This window comes from Chloroflexaceae bacterium, assembly GCA_025057155.1.
Lineage (GTDB): Bacteria > Chloroflexota > Chloroflexia > Chloroflexales > Chloroflexaceae > JACAEO01.
Genome location: JANWYD010000004.1, coordinates 193142 through 212364 on the forward strand (window position 1 = coordinate 193142; position 19223 = coordinate 212364).

General features: G+C 68.8%; 13 protein-coding genes and 1 pseudogene. 12 read left to right on the plus strand and 2 right to left on the minus strand.

Annotated features, from left to right (window positions below):
* The first annotated feature begins 60 nt into the window (after positions 1 to 60).
* A complete protein-coding gene (locus NZU74_04755) occupies positions 61 to 285 on the plus strand; it encodes a hypothetical protein (GenBank protein ID MCS6880621.1) in 225 nt (74 codons plus the stop codon).
* Between the two features lie 128 nt (positions 286 to 413).
* Here NZU74_04755 and NZU74_04760 read toward each other — a convergent pair whose 3' ends face one another.
* Positions 414 to 1838 carry an NAD-dependent malic enzyme gene (locus tag NZU74_04760; protein ID MCS6880622.1) on the minus strand — a complete coding sequence of 475 codons (1425 nt, stop codon included), beginning with the start codon at positions 1836 to 1838 and terminating at the stop codon, positions 414 to 416.
* A gap of 572 nt (positions 1839 to 2410) precedes the next feature.
* Between NZU74_04760 and xpt the strand changes: the two are divergent.
* From xpt to NZU74_04810, 10 genes and pseudogenes are all read left to right on the plus strand, one after another.
* Positions 2411 to 2992: pseudogene (gene xpt / locus NZU74_04765) on the plus strand (xanthine phosphoribosyltransferase).
* A gap of 328 nt (positions 2993 to 3320) precedes the next feature.
* The gene (locus NZU74_04770) at positions 3321 to 3620 is read left to right on the plus strand and encodes a hypothetical protein (GenBank protein MCS6880623.1); all 300 of its coding nucleotides are present in this window, start codon (positions 3321 to 3323) and stop codon (positions 3618 to 3620) included.
* A gap of 243 nt (positions 3621 to 3863) precedes the next feature.
* A complete protein-coding gene (locus NZU74_04775; protein MCS6880624.1) occupies positions 3864 to 4985 on the plus strand; it encodes a hypothetical protein in 1122 nt (373 codons plus the stop codon).
* Positions 4982 to 5506, plus strand: a complete 525-nt coding sequence (locus NZU74_04780) for a phage baseplate assembly protein V (GenBank protein ID MCS6880625.1) — start codon at positions 4982 to 4984, stop codon at positions 5504 to 5506. Before NZU74_04775 ends, NZU74_04780 begins: the two co-directional genes overlap by 4 nt.
* Complete coding sequence (locus NZU74_04785; protein MCS6880626.1) at positions 5506 to 5826, plus strand: DUF4280 domain-containing protein; 321 nt, start codon at positions 5506 to 5508, stop codon at positions 5824 to 5826. Before NZU74_04780 ends, NZU74_04785 begins: the two co-directional genes overlap by 1 nt.
* Positions 5827 to 5828: 2 nt before the next feature.
* Positions 5829 to 6188 (plus strand): GPW/gp25 family protein, encoded by a 360-nt coding sequence (locus NZU74_04790; GenBank protein MCS6880627.1) that lies wholly within the window; start codon positions 5829 to 5831, stop codon positions 6186 to 6188.
* Positions 6189 to 6360: 172 nt separating this feature from the next.
* Entirely contained in the window at positions 6361 to 8844 is a 2484-nt protein-coding gene (locus NZU74_04795; protein MCS6880628.1) for a putative baseplate assembly protein, read from the plus strand.
* A 266-nt stretch (positions 8845 to 9110) separates the two neighbouring features.
* Positions 9111 to 11879 (plus strand): putative baseplate assembly protein, encoded by a 2769-nt coding sequence (locus tag NZU74_04800; GenBank protein MCS6880629.1) that lies wholly within the window; start codon positions 9111 to 9113, stop codon positions 11877 to 11879.
* Positions 11876 to 14767: a hypothetical protein gene (locus NZU74_04805; protein ID MCS6880630.1), complete on the plus strand. Its 2892-nt coding sequence runs from the start codon at positions 11876 to 11878 to the stop codon at positions 14765 to 14767. The genes NZU74_04800 and NZU74_04805 overlap by 4 nt, the downstream gene beginning before the upstream one ends.
* A gap of 100 nt (positions 14768 to 14867) precedes the next feature.
* The gene (locus NZU74_04810) at positions 14868 to 17885 is read left to right on the plus strand and encodes a DUF6519 domain-containing protein (GenBank protein MCS6880631.1); all 3018 of its coding nucleotides are present in this window, start codon (positions 14868 to 14870) and stop codon (positions 17883 to 17885) included.
* Positions 17886 to 17937: 52 nt separating this feature from the next.
* On the opposite strand, the gene NZU74_04815 is transcribed toward NZU74_04810, so the two are convergent.
* A complete protein-coding gene (locus NZU74_04815; GenBank protein MCS6880632.1) occupies positions 17938 to 18726 on the minus strand; it encodes a helical backbone metal receptor in 789 nt (262 codons plus the stop codon).
* Between the two features lie 156 nt (positions 18727 to 18882).
* Here NZU74_04815 and NZU74_04820 point away from each other — a divergent pair, with 156 nt between their 5' ends.
* Complete coding sequence (locus NZU74_04820; GenBank protein MCS6880633.1) at positions 18883 to 19101, plus strand: hypothetical protein; 219 nt, start codon at positions 18883 to 18885, stop codon at positions 19099 to 19101.
* Positions 19102 to 19223: the final 122 nt, after the last annotated feature.

Here is a 19223-nt window from a genome sequence, read left to right on the forward strand (position 1 = left end):
TGTAAAGGATTTTACAACGGGTGTCGCCAGGCGTTCCGGAGTTCGCAGTGGAGTTCCCCGATGAAGCCACGTCGCTGGTACAGCAGCCGCGAGTTCAACCCGCACCCTGACCCGCCGCCGGCGCCTCCGTTACGCGACCTGACGTACTGGCGTTCGATGGGGCGCACCCGGCAGGAGCAAGGTCCCGTCATCAAGCCCGCGAACCCGCAAGCAGCCGCCGCGCGCGGCGGCCGCGAGCGCGCTCTGCGCGCCCCCCGCCCGCCTCGGCGCATCAATACCGCCTGAAGGGGGAAGGCCCGGCCTTCTCAAACGCTGTTGGCAAGCAGCCCACGTGTTCCCTGGTTGAGCACCGTAGGTAGTGCAAACCCTGTGGCCTGGTTCAGGGCCTTCCAAGCATCATTTCCATCAGTGTTCTAATCACCCCCGGCAGGCAAATGATCGCGCCGGGCCACGCCTTCCTTAATCGCCGCCATCGCCACGGCGTGGGCGATGACCGGCACCACCTGGCGGTTAAATACGCTGGGGATGATGTACTCCTCACTGACCTCCTCGGGTGGAATCACGCTGGCCAGGGCCTCGGCGGCTGCCAGGCGCATGGCAGTGGTCATATGGCGGGCGTGCACATCCAGGGCTCCACGGAAGATGCCAGGGAAGCTCAACACGTTGTTGATCTGGTTAGGCTGGTCAGAGCGGCCCGTCGCCACCACGCGGGCATACTGGCGCAGCATCTCCGGGTCGCCTTCGGGAATGGGATTGGCCAGAGCGAAGACGATCGGATCCGGCGCCATCCTCCGCACCATGTCAGGGGTCAGGAGATTACCCTTCGAAACGCCGATAAACACGTCGGCGCCCTCCAGGGCCTCGCGCAACTGCCCCCGGCGGCCGTCGCGGTTCGTCTGCGAGGCGACGATGCGCTGCATAGGGGTCTGGGTGGCGTCGTCGCCCTCACGCAGAATCCCGTGCCGGTCCACTGCGATGATCTCGCCGATCCCGGCTTCGAGCAACCCGCGAATGATTGCCGTGCCGGCTGCGCCGACCCCGTTCACTACCGCCCGCACCTCGCCCAGGCGCTTGCCCACCAGCCGCAGAGCGTTACTCAGCGCCGCCAGCACCACCACCGCCGTGCCGTGCTGGTCGTCGTGCATCACCGGAATGTCCAGGCTCTCGTGCAGACGCCCCTCGATCAGAAAGCAGTTCGGCGCGGCAATATCCTCCAGGTTGATGCCGCCGAAATTGGGGGCCAGTTGCTCGACCGTCTGTACGATGATCTCCGGATCTTGCGACCGCAGGCAGATGGGCACGGCATCAATGTTCGCCAGTTCCTTGAAGAGGATGGCCTTGCCCTCCATCACCGGCAGCGCCGCCTCCGGCCCCAGGTTGCCCAGCCCCAGCACCGCGCTTCCATCACTCACCACCGCCACGCTGTTGGCCTTCCAGGTCAGCGCGAACACCTTCTCCGGCTCATCGGCAATCGCCTTGCATACCCGCGCTACACCCGGGGTGTAGGCAATCGACAGGTCATCGCGGGTCTTCAACGGCACGCGACTCTGCGTCGTCAGCTTGCCTCCTAGATGCGCCAGAAAGACCCGGTCGCTCACCTGCAGCACCTGGATTCCCGCCAGGTCGTTGATCGCTGCGACGAGGGTGGCTCCATGCTCCTCGTCCTGCACGCGGACGGTGATGTCGCGTACCATTACGCTGCGCTCAGCCCGGACAATATCAATTGCGCCGATATCGCCGCCTACCTCGCCGATGCGGGTGGTCAGCCGGCCGAGCATTCCGGGGCGATTCTCGATCTGACAGCGTAGCGTAAGGGTATAGGCCACTCCCATCGTCATAAGCACCCTCTCTCTTCCTGCGTCCAAACGCGTTGCCTTGAAAACCATGCCAGCGGCAGGGTTTAGAAGGTCGCCTCCCCTGGAGCATCCTGAGAACCTGTCCAGATACCTCCTGCGGAAAGGTCCGGGAGGGCGCGCCCTCCCTTCTCAGGTGTAGGGTTTTCCGGCGCATCCTCGCGTCGCATGCGCCATCCGGGGCATTGGGACGCCCAACTCCCTGAGCGGGAGAGGGGGGCGGGGGGGGAGGATCGTAAGCGCATGGGAATGCCGAAAACCCCTGCTCGCTCGAAAAACCCTGCACCTGAGAACGCGCCCTCCCGGAATGTTAGCCGACGCCCTGGTTATTCAGGCAGGCTCTCCATGAAGACAGGCCCCGCGCGGGAGGGTCTGGAAGGGCTGCGCTCCCCCAGCACCGTCCTCCGGGACACCGGATACAAAAACGCTCGTCGCGGAATATGCGACGGCGCATTCGTATATGGTACCATAGTCAATAGAACCGCGCAATTGCGTTCCAGATTGCACAAACGGTTGCGCCGGCACGCGCTATGCAGCTTCCAGACGACTTGCAGGAGATGTTCAACGCCCCCTTTGAACCGCTGGCGCGGCGCGTCGTCGCCGAAGCCACGGTGCTCGATGACCGCATCCTGTGCATTGACCACTTCCTCAACCACCGCATTGACACCGCGCTCATGCGCGCAATCGGCGCAGCCCTCGCCGAGCGCCTGGCCCCCCTGCGCCCCGAACTGGTGTTGACCGCCGAGGCCGGCGGCATCGCTCCCGCCCTCGTCACCGCCCTGGCGCTGGACGTGCCCATGGTCTACGCCAAAAAATACGCCCCCGAGGTCGAAGCCCCCGCCCTGTCGCGCCTGGTCCCCTCGCCGACCCGTGGCGGCCAGGCCCGCCTGGTCATCTCGGCGCGCTACCTGCCACCTTCTGCCCGCGTGGCCCTGGTTGACGACTTCCTCGCCAACGGTCGCACCGCCCTGGCCCTGGCTGAACTGGTGGTCGAGGCCGGGGCCACCCTGGCGGCGGCCGGCTTCGTGGTCGAGAAATGCTTCCAGGGGGGCCGCGCGCCCCTGGAAGCCCTCGGCGTGCCCGTGGCCGCCCTGGTCCAGGTCGAACGCCTGGAGGCCGGGCGAGTCGTCCTGCGGGGGGGCGGGGGGGGTGGGCGGGGGCGCCGGGGGGGGGGGGGGGCTGGGGGGCGGCGCGGGGCCGCCCGGGGGGGGGGGGGGGGGGCGGGCGCCCCCCCCCCCGGTACACCATGAAGGTGGGGAAACCGGGTTTCCCCGTACCCCTGCCGGAGGGTGAAGGAGGGCTGCGCCGTCGCGCCCCTGGCGGGAGGGTGAAGGAGGGCTGCGCCGTCGCGCCCCTGGCGGGAGGGTGAAGGAGGGCTTCGCCGTCGCGCCCCTGGCGGGAGGGTCCGGGAGGGCGCAGCCTTCCCAGAAAAAAACTCTTTCATTGTCATGAACAAGCGGGAGCGCCATGTTTGAACCAACCAGCCGCTACGCAACCGTCGCCGACGCCCGCCTGACCACGCGCGACGCCGATCAGCGCGAGCGGGTGATCGTCTACAAGCGCCGGCGCTTCATCCCCGACGCCGGGGCCGCGACGACCCTGGTGGAGCATACGGTCACCCAGGGCGAACGCCTCGATAATCTCACTGCCCGCTACCTGGGCGACCCGACGCTCTTCTGGCAGGTGTGCGACGCGAACGGCGCGCTGCATCCCGCCGAACTGGAGGAACTGGGCCGCGTGGTGCGGATCGCCTTGCCGGGGTTGTGAGGTCTGGTCCTCACCCTCCCCCCAACCCCCTCCCTCTCCACCGTAGGTGGAGAGGGAGGGGGCGCGGCGCCGCACTCGCCCGAGGGAGGTTTGGAGGGGCCGGCACGGAAGCTGAGCCCATCCCGCCAGGCGGGAGGCGCGGCGCCGCACCCGCCCGGGGGAGGTTCGGAGGGGCCGGAGGCCCCTCTGAAAGAAATCGCTCCACCCTGGCAAACAGGGTTTGATGCGAGGAGGAACACCTGAATGTTCGCCAGCCAGCTCGGCATTCGCCTCGTTCTGCTCCTCGGCAAGACCGTGCCCCTGCCCGCGCCGGCCAGCGTGATGAATGCGCTGCAGCGCGTCAGGGTGATCAATGATGCCGAGGGCCAGGACGGCTTCCAGATCACCTTCACCCTGGGCAAGGACAGGCTCGGTGAGTATGGCTTGCTCGCCGGCGGGGCGCTTGATCCCGACCGGCGCGTGGTGATCGGCGTGCTCCTCGGCGCCAGACTGGAGCCGCTAATTGACGGGGTGATCTACCACCATCAGGTGAGTCCCGGCGCCGAATCGGGCACGTCCACCCTGACGGTCTCGGGACGCGACATCAGTGTGCTGCTCGACCTGGAGGAGAAGAATGCCGAGTACCCCAACCGGCCCGATTTCTTGATCGTGACCGAGATCCTGGCGCGGTACGCGCAGTACGGGATTGTTCCCCAGGCCCGGCCCACCACCGACGTGCCAATCGAACTCCATCGCGTGCCGCGGCAGCACGAGACCGATCTGCGCTTCATCCGGCGCATGGCCGCGCGCAATGGCTTCGTTTTCTACCTTGAGCCGTTGACCCTGGGCGCTACCACGGCCTACTTCGGGCCGGAGAATCGCCTCGGTCTGCCCCAGCCGGCGCTGACGGTCAATATGGGCACGGCCACCAATGTCAATAGCCTGAGCTTCACCAACGACGCCCTGGCCCCGGTCGGGGCGCAGGGCAGTATCGTTGAACCGATCACCAAAACGAGCATCCGCATCCCGCCGCTGCCGTCGCTGCGCGTGCCGCCGCTGGCCGCCTCGCCCGCTGCACCCCGCCGCACCACGCTGCTGCGCCGCACCGCCAGCCAGAACCCCGGCCAGGCCGCCACTACCGCCCTCGCCGCGACCTCCCGCGCGCCCGAGGCGCTCAGCGCCACTGGCCAGCTTGAGACGGTGCGCTACGGGCATGTGCTGCGGGCGCGCCGCCTGGTTGGCGTGCGCGGGGCCGGGCTGAAACACGATGGCCTGTACTACGTCCGTCGCGTCACCCACGAGATCGAGGTTGGCAAGTACACCCAGGAGTTTACCCTGAGCCGCGAAGGCACGGGCACGCTGCTACCGGTGGTGAGGGTTTCATGAGCGATGAGATGGTCGAAAGGGACGCGACGCCGTTCTTCGGCAAGTACCGCGGCGTGGTGACCGATATTCAGGACCCCTTGATGATGGGGCGGATCAAGGCCCGCGTGCCCGATGTGCTGGGTGAGCGCGAGAGTGGCTGGGCCATGCCCTGCGCCCCCTTCGGCGGCAGCGGTATGGGCTTCCTGGCCCTGCCTGCGGTCGGTGCGGGGGTGTGGATCGAGTTCGAGTACGGCGACCCGGATTATCCGATCTGGTCGGGCTGCTGGTGGGGGTCGGCCGCCGAGATGCCGCCGGTGCTGCTGGCGCCGCCCTACAAGAAGTTGCTGATCAAGACCGAGGGCGGCAACAGCATTCTGCTCGACGACACCCCCGGCATCGGCGGCATTACCCTGGAGACGTCTGGGGGCCAGAAGCTCAAACTCAGCGCCACCGGCATTGAGATTGACAACGGCATGGGCGGCACGATCACCCTGACCGGCCCGCAGGTCTCGATCAACAACGGTGCGCTGGAGGTGACGTGATGCCCGGTTTCCTGCTGCACCAGGGCGCCGGCGTGCTCTGCGCCCACGCCGGCCAGGCCCAACCCACCGCGCCCAACCCGCGCGTGCGCGTCGCCGGGCAGCCCGTGGTCACCCAGGCCGCCCCGTATACGGTGGCCGGCTGCCCCTTTAACGTCTCCGGCGCGCCCAGCCCCTGCCTGACCGCCCAGTGGGTGACCGCCGCCCTGCGGGTGCGCGTGAGCGGCCAGCCCGTGCTGCTCCAGGACAGCCAGGCCATCTGCGCGCCCAACGGCACGCCGCTCACCATTGTGATGACCCAGACGCGGGTCAGGGGACAGTGACCATGGTTCAGGTGGATTATCCTTTTCACTTCGACGGCCGCGGCCGCACCGCGAGCACCACGCCGGACGAGCATATCCGCGACCTGATCGAACAGGTCCTCTTCACCACCCCCGGCGAACGGGTCAACCGCCCGACCTTCGGCAGCGGCCTGCTGCAACTGGTCTTCGAGCCGAACAGCGAAAGCCTCGGCGCCACCGTACAACTGGCGGTGCAGGGGGCGCTCCAGCAATGGCTGGGCGAGGTGATCCTGGTCGAGGCGGTGCGGGTCGAGAGCCAGGAAGCGACGGTGCAGGTAACGGTCCAGTATGTGGTGCGCCGCACCCAGCAGCGCCAGGTGGCCCGTTTCGAGCGCCAGGTTTGATCTGAGGAGGACGGGAGGGCGTAGCCCTGCGGGGAAAGGCCGCTTGCCTCCCGTGGTTGCGCGCCTCCCGGCGGGGAGGGTCCGGGAGGGCTGCGCCCTCCCGGGAAACGTTCCTTTCATCCCTTTGTCGTGGGGCGAAGCCCCGAAGACGCAACAGGAGTGTCCAATCCGCATGGCGACCCAGTATCGCTGCGAAAACCAGGCCCGCCGCCAGATGATCATCGGCAAGCCGGACCTTAACGGCATTGACTATCTCGAAGTCGCCGATGATCAGAGGACCCTGCGTGTCGTCTGCATCAACCCCGTCGCCCTGCCCTTCACCGGGGCAGCGCTCATCATCGGGGGCGCGCGGGTGCGCGGCGCGACCGTGGCCGAGGGCGACTCCGGCGTGGAGCGAGTGGTCGCCGAGGGCGACGTGCGGGTCGCCAACGTCGCCGTCGCCGGCAGGGTGATCAGCGTTACCGTCAACCAGCCGGGCGATTTCTCCACCTATACCCTGCGCCTGGTGGCCGCGCTCACCGACCTGCGCCCGCCCCCCGGCTTTGACCGCCAGCTCGTCGAGGTGCGCTTCTCCTTCAAGGTGGACTGCCCCGCCGACTTCGACTGCGCGCCAGCTGAAGACTGCCCGCCGGAAGCCCTGCCGGAGCCGGAGATTAACTACCTGGCGAAGGATTACGCCAGCTTCCGCCAGCTTATGCTCGACCGCCTGAGCGTGATTATGCCCGGCTGGCAGGAGCGCAACCCCGCCGACGTGTTGATGATGCTGGTCGAGACGCTGGCCTACGTTGGCGACCACCTCAGCTACTACCAGGACGCCGTGGCGACCGAGGCGTACCTGGGCACGGCTCGCCAGCGCATCTCGCTGCGCCGCCACGCTCGCCTGCTGGATTATTTCATGCACGACGGCTGCAATGCCCGCGCCTGGGTCTGCTTCGAGTACGCCGGCGCCGGCCTGACCCTGGAGGCCGGCACGCAACTGCTGACCCGTGGTGCGGGCGATGACCCGCGCGTCGCTCCGGGCGCCCTGAAGCGGGTACTGGCCGAAGAGCGCCCCGAGGTCTTCGAGACGCTGCACCCCATCACCCTGCAAGCCGCTCGCAGCGCGATCCGCTTCCATACCTGGGGCGACGCGGAATGCTGCCTGCCTGCCGGCGCGACCCGCGCCACCCTGGTGCGCCGGCCCGGCCTGACCCTCCAGGCGGGGATGGTCCTGATCTTTGAGGAAGTGAAAAGCCCCACTACCGGCCTGCCTCAGGATGCCGATCCGGCCCATCGCCACGCCGTCCGGCTGACCGCCGTCGCGCCTGCCCGGGACGAGTTGTATACGCTCGACCCGGTGAACCCCGGCGGCCCGCCGATCCCCCGCGCCAATCCCGCCGATCCGCCTCTGGAGGTGCTCGAGGTCGCCTGGGCCCTCGAAGACGCTCTGCCGTTCCCCCTCTGCCTCTCGGCCATCTCCGAGCGCGACGAGCCCCTCGGCGATGTCAGCCTGGCACGGGGCAATGTTGTCCTGGCCGATCACGGGCTGCGCATTGCCCCGTTGGAGGACCTGGACCCCGTCCCCGCCAGCGGGGTCTATCGCCCGCGCCTCCAGCGCGGCCCGCTGACCCGGCAGGGCCACGTACCCGACCCGGAGGATCGCGACCGGCTGATCCTCTTCGACCCGGCCGCGCCGGCCAGCGCCGCCATGCGCTGGGAGATGCGCCACACCCGGCCCGCCATCCGCCTGCTGGACGGCACGACGGTATGGACCCCTCAGCGCGACCTGCTCGCCAGCGACCGGTTCGCAACCGAGTTCGTGGTCGAAGTCGAGCGTGACGGCGCGGCCCATCTGCGCTTTGGCGACGACATCCTGGGCCAGCGTCCCGCGCCGGGGGCGCGCTTCAAGGCCGAGTACCGCGTTGGCAACGGAACCGTCGGGAACGTCGGCGCGGGCGCCATTGCCCGGATCGTCCATACCGACCAGGACATCACGCGGGTGTGGAACCCCCTGCCCGCCGCAGGCGGCGTCGAGCCCGAGGCGATGGAGCAGGCGCGCCAATTCGCGCCACCGGCCTTTCGGGTGCAGGAGCGGGCCGTCACCCCCGCCGACTACGTCGAGGTCACCCAGCGCCGCGCCGATGTGCAGCGCGCCGCCGCGAGCTACCGCTGGACGGGTAGCTGGTACACCGCCTTCGTGACCGTGGACCGCCGGGGCGGTCTGCCGGTGGACGCGCGTTTCGAGGCCGACCTGCGCGATTACCTTAATCGCTACCGCCTGGCCGGTTACGACCTGGAGATCACCGATCCCGTTCCCGTGTCGCTGGACATCGTCCTGCGGATCTGCGTCGCGCCCGGGCACTTCCCCGCCGACGTGAGGCAGGCGCTGCTACGGGCCTTCAGCAACGGCACGCTGCCCGACGGTCGCCGTGGCTTCTTCCATCCCGACAACTTCACCTTTGGCCAGCCGCTCTACCTGAGCCGGCTCTACGCGGCGGCGCTGGCGGTGGAGGGGGTCGCCACGGTGGAGGCGCGCAAGTTCCAGCGCCGGGGCCAACCCGCCCGCGGCGAACTGGCCGCCAGGGTGCTCACCGTCGGACCCTACGAGGTCATTCGCCTGGATAACGACCCGAACTTCCCCGAAAACGGGAAGATCGAGTTTGAGGTGATGGCGTGAACATAGGGCAGGGTGTAGCGGTCCTCTGCCCTTCCACCGGGCCGGGGCGCGGGGAAACCTGGTTTCCCCGCCCGGAACGCGGAGGGTCGCGCTACAACGGTTCCCTGTCGGGCAGGGGCGTGGGGAAACCTGGTTTCCCCCTCCCTAACCCTCCCCCGCCGGGGGACAACCGGGCGCCTCCCCCAGCGGGGGTAGGCAGAGAGGGGGAGCAGAACCCTGGGAACGGTAACGTGCCCGTGAAACCATGATTATCATGTGAGAATCACATGCCTGCTGACCTTCAACTGAACCCGTGCGGCTGCTGCGAGGGCCTCACCCGGCTGACCCCGCGGAACCCGGCGAACCCGCCCGGCCTGTCGGCCCTGGTGTACCGCGTTGGCGCCCACGGCGCCTTCAAGCGCAGCATGCTCGCCGGCCTGGCCAGCCCGGGGGGCCTTCCCACCCTCACCACCCGCGCCGATGACGACCCGAGCATCGCCCTGTGCGACGCCGCCGCCGCCATGCTCGACGTGCTGACCTTCTACCAGGAGCGCATCGCCAACGAGGGCTATCTGCGCACCGCTACCGAGCGCATGTCGGTGCTGGAACTGGCGCGGGCGATTGGCTATGAACTGCGCCCCGGCGTGGCCGCCAGCACCTACCTGGCCTTTGAACTGGAGACCGCTCCCACTGCTCCCGCCGTGGTCAATCTCCCCGTTGGCGTCAAGGTGCAGAGCCTGCCTGGCCCGGACGAGCAGGCGCAGACCTTCGAGACGGTTGAGCAAATCGAGGCGCGCCGCGAGTGGAACCAGCTTCGTCCCCAGACCTTCCGCCTGGCGCAGCCGGGCTTCGCCGAGGACCGCCTGTACCTCAAAGGAACCGCCACCGGCCTCAAGCCCGGCGACGCCGTGCTGCTCATCGGCGACGAGCGCCGGAAGGACGCCGGCAACGAAAACTGGGATTTCCGCCGCGTCACCGCGGTGAAGCCGGTACCCGCGGCTGACCCGGAGGCCGCCTATACCGTGGTCGAACTGGAGCGCGGCCTGGGTTCCTTCACTCCCTACAAGGAGCCGCCGAAGCTCAATCCCCGCGTCTACGCCCTGCGCCTGCGCGCCAACCTCTTCGGCCATAACGCCCCCGCCTGGAACACCCTGCCCGCCTCCCTGCGCGTCGGCGAACTCGTTCCGCAGGCAAGCGGCCCACCCGTGTTCCAGCAAGGCCCGTATGCCGGACGGCAACAAAGCTGGGCCGAGGCCCCCTTTGCCGCGGGTACGACAGCTATCAACCTCGACGCGGTCTACGGCCAGATCACGCCGGGAAGCTGGGTGGTGCTGGCCACGGCGGAGTGGGCCGAGGTGTATGCGGTGCAAACCGTCGCCGAGGAAACCAGAACCGACTACACCCTTAGCCTGAAGACCACGCGCCTGAGCATCTCCGGCGAGAACATCAACCGTTTCTCGCCGCGTAGCGCCAGTGTGTACGCCCAGAGCGAAGAACTGCCCCTGGCCCCCCGGCCCATCCGCGATCCGCTGCAGGGCAACCGGATCACCCTGGATCGGTCGCTGCCCGACCTGCCCCCCGGGCGCACCCTCGTCGTCAGCGGTAAACGCATGCGCGTCCGTGTGGTGCGGCCACTCGAACTGATCGCCGCCGACGGCATCGGCAAGGTCGCCCTCCAGTCCGGCGACAGCCCGGTGCTGGAGGAAGCGCCGGCCACCCTGCCTTCGGGACAGCAGACCTGGAAACTGACCGACAGGAACGGCTTTACCGGTAGCGTCACGTTCAACTCCCCCGCCGCGGCCGGCCGCGCCCTGGAACTGGTTCCCTCCCACGACGACGATCCCGTTGTCAGCGAAGCGGTGGTGATCAAAGAAGTCGTTCCCGGCAGCGACCCTACCGAGATCGTGCTTGCCGATGCGCTCCTGCGCGCCTACGATCGGGCCACGGTAATCATCTACGGCAATGTTGCCGCCGCCACCCACGGCGAAACCCGCCAGGAGGTCCTGGGCAGCGGCGACGGAGCGCGCGGCTTCCAGTCCTTCACCCTCAAACAGAAACCGCTGACCTATGTCTCCGCGGCGACGCCCGCCGGCGCCGAGAGCACGCTACAGGTGCGGGTGAACGATGTGCTGTGGCGGGAGGCGCCCGCGCTCTACCGCCTGCCGCCGCGCGAGCGCGCCTACATCACCCGCATTGATGACGCGGGCAACGTCACCCTGACCTTCGGCGACGGTCTCACCGGGGCGCGGCTGCCCACCGGCAACGAAAACGTCGTGGCGACCTATCGCACCGGGATCGGCGCGCCGGGCATGGTGCGCGCCGGCCAGCTCTCGCTGCTGATCACCCGGCCCCTGGGGGTGCAGAAGGTGACCAACCCGCTGGCCCCCACCGGCGCGGCCGACCCCGAATCGCGCGACCAGGCCCGCCAGAACGCCCCCTTCACCGTGCTGACCCTGGATCGCATCGTCTCGCTCCGCGATTTCGAGGATTTCGCCCGGGCCTTCGCCGGCATCGGCAAGGCCCAGGCCACCTGGCTGTGGGACGGTGAACGGCGCGTGGTGCACGTCACCATTGCCGCCGCCGCCAGCAACGGCGTGGACCACACCATCGATCCGCGTTCGAAGCTCTTCGCGAACCTGGCCGCGGCCATGGACGCCGCCCGTGACACGGCGCAACGGCTGATCGTCGCCTCCTACGAGCCGCTCTACTTCCGCCTCAAGGCGCGCGTGCTGATTGACCCGGCCTACCTCGCCGATAAGGTGCTGGCGGCCGTCACCGCGACCCTCCGCGACGCCTACGCCTTCGAGCGCCGCGCCTTCGGCCAGCCGGCCCACGAGAGCGAGGTTCTGGCGCTCATCCAGGCCGTCGAGGGCGTGCAGGCCGTCTTCCTCGACCAGTTCTACCTGCGCGGCCAGACGCCCGCTCGCCAGACGCCGCTCCTCGCCGCCCGCGCGCGCTGCGACCCTGCCGCGCCACCCGGAACGTGCAACGTTCGCCCGGCGCAGTTGCTGCTGCTCGACCCTCGCGGCATTGATCTCACGGAGGCCGCGCGATGACCAGGTACACCAGCGAACGGCTCTACCAGCTCCTGCCGGCGATCTACCGCCTGCGCGACGCCGAGCAGGGCTACCCCCTCAAGGCGCTGCTGGCGATCATCGCCCGCGAGATCGGGATTGTCGAAGAAGACATCGCCCGGCTCTACGCCAACTGGTTCATCGAGACCGCCGATGAGTGGGTGACGCCCTACATCGGCGACCTGCTGGGGGTGCGCGGCCTCCACGACTTCGAGGCCCCCGGCTTCACCCGCCGCGCCTTTATCGCCAACACCCTCGGCTACCGCCGGCGCAAGGGTACGCCGGCGATGCTCGAACAACTGGCGCGCGACGCCACGCTGTGGAACGCGCGGGTGGTCGAGTTCTTCGAGTTGCTGGGTACGACCCAGTACCTCAACCACCTCCGGCCCCACAACCTGCGCACCCCCGACCTGCGCCAGACGAACGAGCTGGAGTTGATTGACACGCCCTTCGACGCCAGCGCCCGCACCGCCGATGTGCGGCGCATCGCCAGCGGCCGCGGCAAGCACAACATCCCCAACGTGGGCATCTTCCTGTGGCGGCTGCAGGCCTACTTCGTCACCCGCGCCACCCCCCGCGCCGTGGCTGACCCGCCCGACGGGCGCTACACCTTCAGCCCCCTCGGCAACGACGCGCCGCTCTTCAACCGCCCGCAAACCGAGACCACCATCACCCACCTGGCCGGCGAGGCCAACGTGCCGGGGCGCCTGCGCCGCCGCGCCCTCTACGATGACCTGGAGCATTACCGCCACGCCCTGACCAGCGGCCAGGGCGCCCCGGTCAGCGCCTATCTCGACCCGCGCCAGCCGGTGATTGAGGTGTTTTTCGACGGCGCGGCCCTCGCGCCGGAGGAGATCAGCATCTGCGATCTAAGCGGTTGGAGCGCCCCTGGCTGGCAACCGCCCTTAAGCCGGAGCTTCACCCGCGCCAGCGATGGCTTCGCCTTCGAGACGAAGGTGGCCGTGGACCCGGCCCTGGGCCGCCTGGCGGTGCTGCGCAATCTGACCAGCCCGCCCGCTGACGTCGCCGTCAGCTACGCCTATGGCTTCAGCGGCGACCTGGGCGGCGGCCCCTACGACCGGCGTTTCGCCCCGCGCCCTGGAGATCCTTCGCCAACGGCATACCACAACACGGTTGCTGTTCCCGAGGCCCTCGGGCGACTCTACCGCGTCTCGGCGAGCGCCTTTGGAACCATCCAGGCCGCCCTCAACCAGTGGGCGCTCGACGGCCATCCCGCGGCGGTGATCCAGATTGACGACAACCGCACCTACACCGAAAACCTGAGCCTCTCTCTGGCCGCCAACGACCTGGTGATCCAGGCCGCCAATCGCCGGCGCCCGGCCCTCATCGGCAATCTTAGCGTGACGGGCAACCAGCGCGCGCGCCTGGCCCTCAACGGCCTGCTCGTCGCCGGCAACCTGACGGTGGTGGACGATGCCAGTCTGCGCCAGCTCGATCTCGTTCACTGCACGCTCGTGCCGGGCGGCCGGCTCGATGCCGCCGGCGAGCCGCTCCAACCGGTGTTGCCGGCGGTGCTCGTTGGCGCCGCCAACACCGCCCTGACCCTGAACGTGACCCGCTCCATCACCGGGCCGCTGCGCCTGCCGGAGCAGATGGCGGCCCTGCGCGTCCAGGATAGCATCATCGAGTCGCCCCTCCGCGGCCACCCGGCTGAACTGACGCCGGCCCTGGTGTCGGGCGATCTCAGTGCGTTTCCCGCAGGTCTGCCGGCCGCGCCGGCGCTGCGCGTCACCATCGGCGGCGATGGGCCGCATCCCGTCACCCTGAGCGCGGCGCCGGCCAATCTCACCCAGGCCCGCGACCGGCTGCAGAGCGCCATCCGCAACGTTCGCCCGACGCGCGCCTTTGGCGAGGCCCGTGTCATTACGGTGGACAACCGGCTGGTCATCCTTCCTGGCGTTCCGGCTGAGGTGACCATTGATGCCGCGGAAGGCGACCCCTCCGCCAGGTTGCTGGGCCTTAGCCGCGACACGGCAGCGCAACGGCTCGCCGTCATCAGCGGCCCGCTGGCGCCGTTTCCGGCCCTGAGCGCCCCGGCGCCCGCCGTGACCGCGGCCTTTGGCGCGGAGGCGCACACCATCACCCTCACCCCGTCCCCCACCACGCTGATCCAGGCCCGCAATCGCCTCGGCGCCGCCCTGCGCGCCGTCAGCGCCGCACCCGCCTTCGCCCGGGCCCTCGTCGGCAGCCTGAGCGACCCCGATCGCCTGGTGATCCTCCCCGGCGCCGGCGGGGTCGTGCCGGCCTTTGATCACGCCCCCGGAGACAACACCACCCTGGCCGAGTTGGGGCTTGCGGGGCCGCTCTTCCTGCCGGCGATCGGCGGCGACGCTGCCGGCGCCCTGCCCGGCCCGCCCACGACCCTGGAACGGGTGACCGTGCTGGGGCCGGCGCACGTCAAGGAACTTACCCTGGCCTCGGAGACGATCTTCAGCCACCGCGTCCACGTCGCGCGCCGGCAGGCCGGCTGCGCGCGCTTCAGCTACGTCCCGCCCGGCGCGCAGACCCCGCGCCGCTTCCGCTGCCAGCCGGAGCTGGCCGTTGCGGCCGCCCTGGAGGCCGAAGCCGCCCGCCTCGGCGCCGCGCTGACCGCGGCCCAGGCCGAGAGCATCACCCGGAGCGTGCTAGGCCGGCTGCGGCCCGCCTTCACCTCCACCCGCTACGGCGATCCCGCCTACGGGCAACTCGGCCCGACCTGCGCGGAGGAGATCCGCACCGGCGCGGAAGATGGCGCCGAAATGGGCGCCTTCGCCTTCTTGAAGCAACCCCAACGCCTCGCCAACCTGCGAACCAGCCTGGAAGAGTACCTGCGCTTCGGCCTCGAAGCCGGGATCTTCTTTGTGACATAACACCTATTCCTGTTGCACAGACTGCGTTCGCATCATCGCCAGTCTCACTGGAACGCCATAGGTGGCAATCTACAATCCACAATCCGAAATAAGGAGCGCTATGAAAGGCGATTTTACCCGATCGACCTTCAGGCCCGAAAAGCACTACAGCGGCGTGCGGCTGCAACAGGGCCGGGTGCAACTCGACGCCGACTGGAACGAGCAGATTGACATCACCGCCCATCGCGTCGAGACCGAGGCCGCCGATGTAATCGGCGCCTGCGGCGCGCCCCTGGACGCGGCCGGCTTCGCGCTCACCGGCGGCGCCATGCCCGCCATCGGCGCCGGACGCTACTACGTCAACGGCATCCTCTGCGAGAATGAGGCCCCGGTTGCCCTCGATCAACAACCCGACCTGCCGGGCATGGCCCTGAGCGGCCTGGCCGACGGCTTCTACCTGGCCTACCTGGACGTCTGGCAGCGCCACATCACCGCGCTGGAGGACGAACACATCCGCGAGGTCGCCCTCAATGGGCCGGACACGGCCACCCGCACCCGCACCGTCTGGCAGGTGAAGCTCCTCGGCCCGTTTCTTAATCCCATCACCTGTGTCAGCGAACCGGCGGAATGGAAGGCCCTGCTCGACCAGAGCCAGAACGGCAGACTGAGCGCCCGGGCCGCGGAGAGCGCCACCGCGCCGGGGCCGTGCGTCGTGCCCGAGGGCGCCGGCTACCGCCGACTGGAGAACCAGCTCTACCGTGTCGAGGTGCACGCGGTAGACGCCAACGGCAAGATTACGCGCCTCAAATGGAGCCGCGACAACGGCGCCATCGTCACCCGCTGGCTGGCTCAGGAGGCCAGCAAACCCGAAGCCCTGACCGTGGCCAGCATCGGGCGCGACGAGGTGCTGCGCTTCGCCGCCGGCCAGTATGTCGAGGTAATTGATGAGCAACGCGAGTTGCGCGGCGAAGCGGGCATCCTGGTGCGCCTGGCGAACGCCGAGGACCAGATCCTGACCCTCGACACCACCGACCCGAACTGGACAGGCGTGAAGATCGCCGATTTCCCGCCCAGCGTCGCCGGGCGGCCCAACCTTCCGAAGGCGCGGCGCTGGGACGGCGTGCTCGCCAATCCCGCGCTGAACACATGGCTGGAACTGGAGGACGGAGTGCAGATCCGTCTCTCAGCCGGTCGCTACCGCGTCGGCGACTACTGGCTCATCCCGGCGCGCACCGTCACCGCCGATGTGGAGTGGCCCCGCGACGCGGGCAACGACCCGATCCCCCAGCCCCGCGCGGGCATCGCGCACCATTACTGCAAACTGGCCGTTCTCAACCGCAGCGGCGGCGCCTTCACCGTTGCGCAGGATTGCCGCCAACTCTTCCCCCCGCTCACCCGACTGATGACGCTGCTCTACGTGGGCGGCGACGGCCAGGAGGCCATGTCGGGGCAGCCCCTGCCGCAGCCGCTGCGCGCGCGGGTGCTCAACGGCGCGACGCCGGTGATCGGCGCGCGAGTGCGCTTCACCGTCACCCAGGGCGGGGGCAGCCTCACCGCTGCCCAGCCAGTGCTCACCACGGGACCCGACGGCATCGCCGAGTGCGGCTGGACGCTGGGCGCGACCGGGGCGCAGCAGGTGACGGCAGTGTTGCTCGATGCGGGCGGTGCGCCGGTACCCGGTCAGGTGTTGCGTTTCGGCGCAAACCTGAGTCTGGCCCGGGGCGGCTGCTGCGTCTGCGTGGGTCCGGGCGGCGACTACCAGCGCCTGGATGAGGCCCTCAGGGACCTGATCGGGCGCGGGGAGCGCAACATCTGCATCTGCCTGCGCCCGGGAGATCAGGAGATTGGCGCAATCGGCATCGAGCGCAACCCCAATGAGCCTGAACTGCACCTCAGCGTCGCCGGCTGTGGCCCGGGCAGCCGCCTGACGCTGCGCGAGCCGATCCGCTTCGTTGGCCTCACGTCGGTTATCATGCGTGATCTGGCCCTTGACATCGCCTTTCCCGTGGCCGGCGACGGCGCCATAGTCATGCAACATTGCTCCGGCATCGAGGTGCGCGCCTGCCAGATGTCGGGCGTCACCGACAAGGACGGCGCGTTGCTCCAGATCATGAACGCCGACCGGGTGCACCTGGAGGGGAACGTCTTCGAAGCATTGCTGCTAGATAGCCTGGCGCCCGCGCGCGATCTCTTCGCCCGCAGCCAGGCCGAAGACCTGTCAAAGCCGTTCAACCTCCCCGAGCAGGGTGAGTTCCGCCTGTCCGCCTTTCGCCGGGGCGCGCTGCAGGCCGCCCAGGCTCTGATCACCCTGGACCCGCGCACCCGCAGGGAGATCCAGAGCGCTCTGCAACAGGCCTTGCGCCAGTTCGCCGGGCAGAGCCAGGGCGAGCGGCTCAGTTACGCCAAACTAATCCTGGCCCTTGCGGCCGATGTGCTGCGGCTGAGCACGATCTTCGACCTGCTGCTGGATATCCGGCGCGCCGCGGGAAAGGTTCGCCCTGGCACAGCGATCATCCTGGAGCAGGCCCGGCGCATGGACGAAGCCGGGCTGCAGTTATTACAGTCGAGCATTGACGTTCTGGACCAGGACGACCGTTACCGGCTGACAGACAACGACATCGCCGGGGTCCTCAGCCTCTACGGCCCGCCCACGCCGCCTTCAGAGGTCAATGAACTGCTGAATGTTGACATCATCAAGCAGTTGTTCGGGCGCCTGCGCGAAAACCAGATCCGGTTCAACGCCGGCTTCCTGGGCACGCTGTACCTGCGCGGCAATCAGATCGCGCGCGTGGCGGTCAGCCGCGACATCGTCAGGGCGTTGCAAGAGGCGGCGATGGCGCAGGAGAGCTTCATCTTCCCCTTCGACCTGTTCAGCCGCTGCCCGTGGAGCGACAACGTCTTTGAAGGCGCGCAGAGCCTGCTGGTGTGCCGCCACCTGAGCATGCAGAGCAACGAGTTCACCGGCGCGGCCGCGAGCGCCGGCCTCACAGGCGCGCCCGATGTGACCGCGACCATCATTGCCGATTCGACCATCTACGTCGCTAACCACGGCGCCAGCGAGCGGGTCCCGCTGCTACGCGACATCGCGCGCCTGAGCGATCGGGTCGCCAATCAGGAATTGAGCATTGCCGATGGATAATCGGCAGGGCCAAAGGATTGGGCCTGGCTGCGCCAGGCCCAATCCTTCGGCCCTACGCGCGCATCACCCGCAGCGCGGTGATCGTCCGCGGGCCGGGCCAGGTGAGCAGCGTCCCATCACAGAAAACGATGCGCCCCTCGCGCACCGCGGGTACATCGGCGTAGGGCGCGAAGGCTTCAAGGTCACGCTCACTAAAGGGGTACGGCTCGCTCGGCAGGAGGATCACCTCCGGGCGCAGGGCCATGAATGCGTCAAGCGGCGCGCGCGGGTAGCGACCAGGGAGTTGGAGAGCGCAGTTGGCGGCGCCGCCGAGCCGTAGCAGATCGCCAGCGTAGGTCTCGGCGCCAACTGCCATCCACGGGTCGCGCCAGATAAAGGCGATGGTCGGGCGCGGCGTGGCGGGCAGGGCGCGCTCCGCCGCCTCGATTGCCGCGCGCAGTTCCTCCAGGGCGGGAGCAGCCTGGTCAGCCGCCCCCAGGGCCAGGGCCAGGCGCCCGAGTTGCTCCGGCACATCGGCCACGCTGCGAATGGCGGTTACGTACACCTGAATGCCGGCGGCAGCAAGGGCCAGAACATCGCGCTCGCGGTTCTCCTCCTGGTCGGCGATCACCAGGTCGGGCCGCAGGGCGACGATCCGCGCCCGGTCGGGGTTCTTGGTGCCGCGCAGGCGCGGCAGCCCGGCCAGCCCCGCCGCAGGCTCGATGCAGTACTCGGTGACGCCAACAACGCGCGCCCCCAGGCCCACGCTGAACAGCCACTCCGTCATACTTGGCACGAGCGAGACGATCCGCTGCGGCGGCCCGTTGAGTTCGATCCGCCGCCCAAGGGCGTCGGTCAGCATAGCTGGCTCCTTTGCACTCCTTAGCTCCCCTGCGGTGAGCGCCTGTTCGGCAGGCGTAAACCCCTTCAGTGCCTCAGCGCCTCAGCGCCCTAGTTGCCGCCAACCCGCTCCCCGTGCTATACTGCCGCTGTCGTGACCGGGGCCCAGGAGTTACATGTGAGTACCATCGCCGAAGACGTTGCGCGCCTTATCCCCGAGGTGGATGAATGGCCGCTGTTGCGGGGCATCCTGGTAGGGTTCGTTCTCGGCGCGGCGGCAGGGGGACTGGTTGTGCTCGGGCAGCGTCTCGCCGAACGGCAGGTCGTCCGGCGCTATCTTCCTCCCCCTCCGCCAGCGCCCTCTCCCCCCACTGAGGGTGAAGGCTCACCATTGTAGGGGCAGATGGTTCCTCCGCTGGTGCAACCCTCTGGTTTGCACCAGCGGAACGTCACGTTTTGCATGTCTCCCGCTCTGTTCTTATGCTGCTCTTATGAGTGCCGTGCGTCTGGAATGGTATA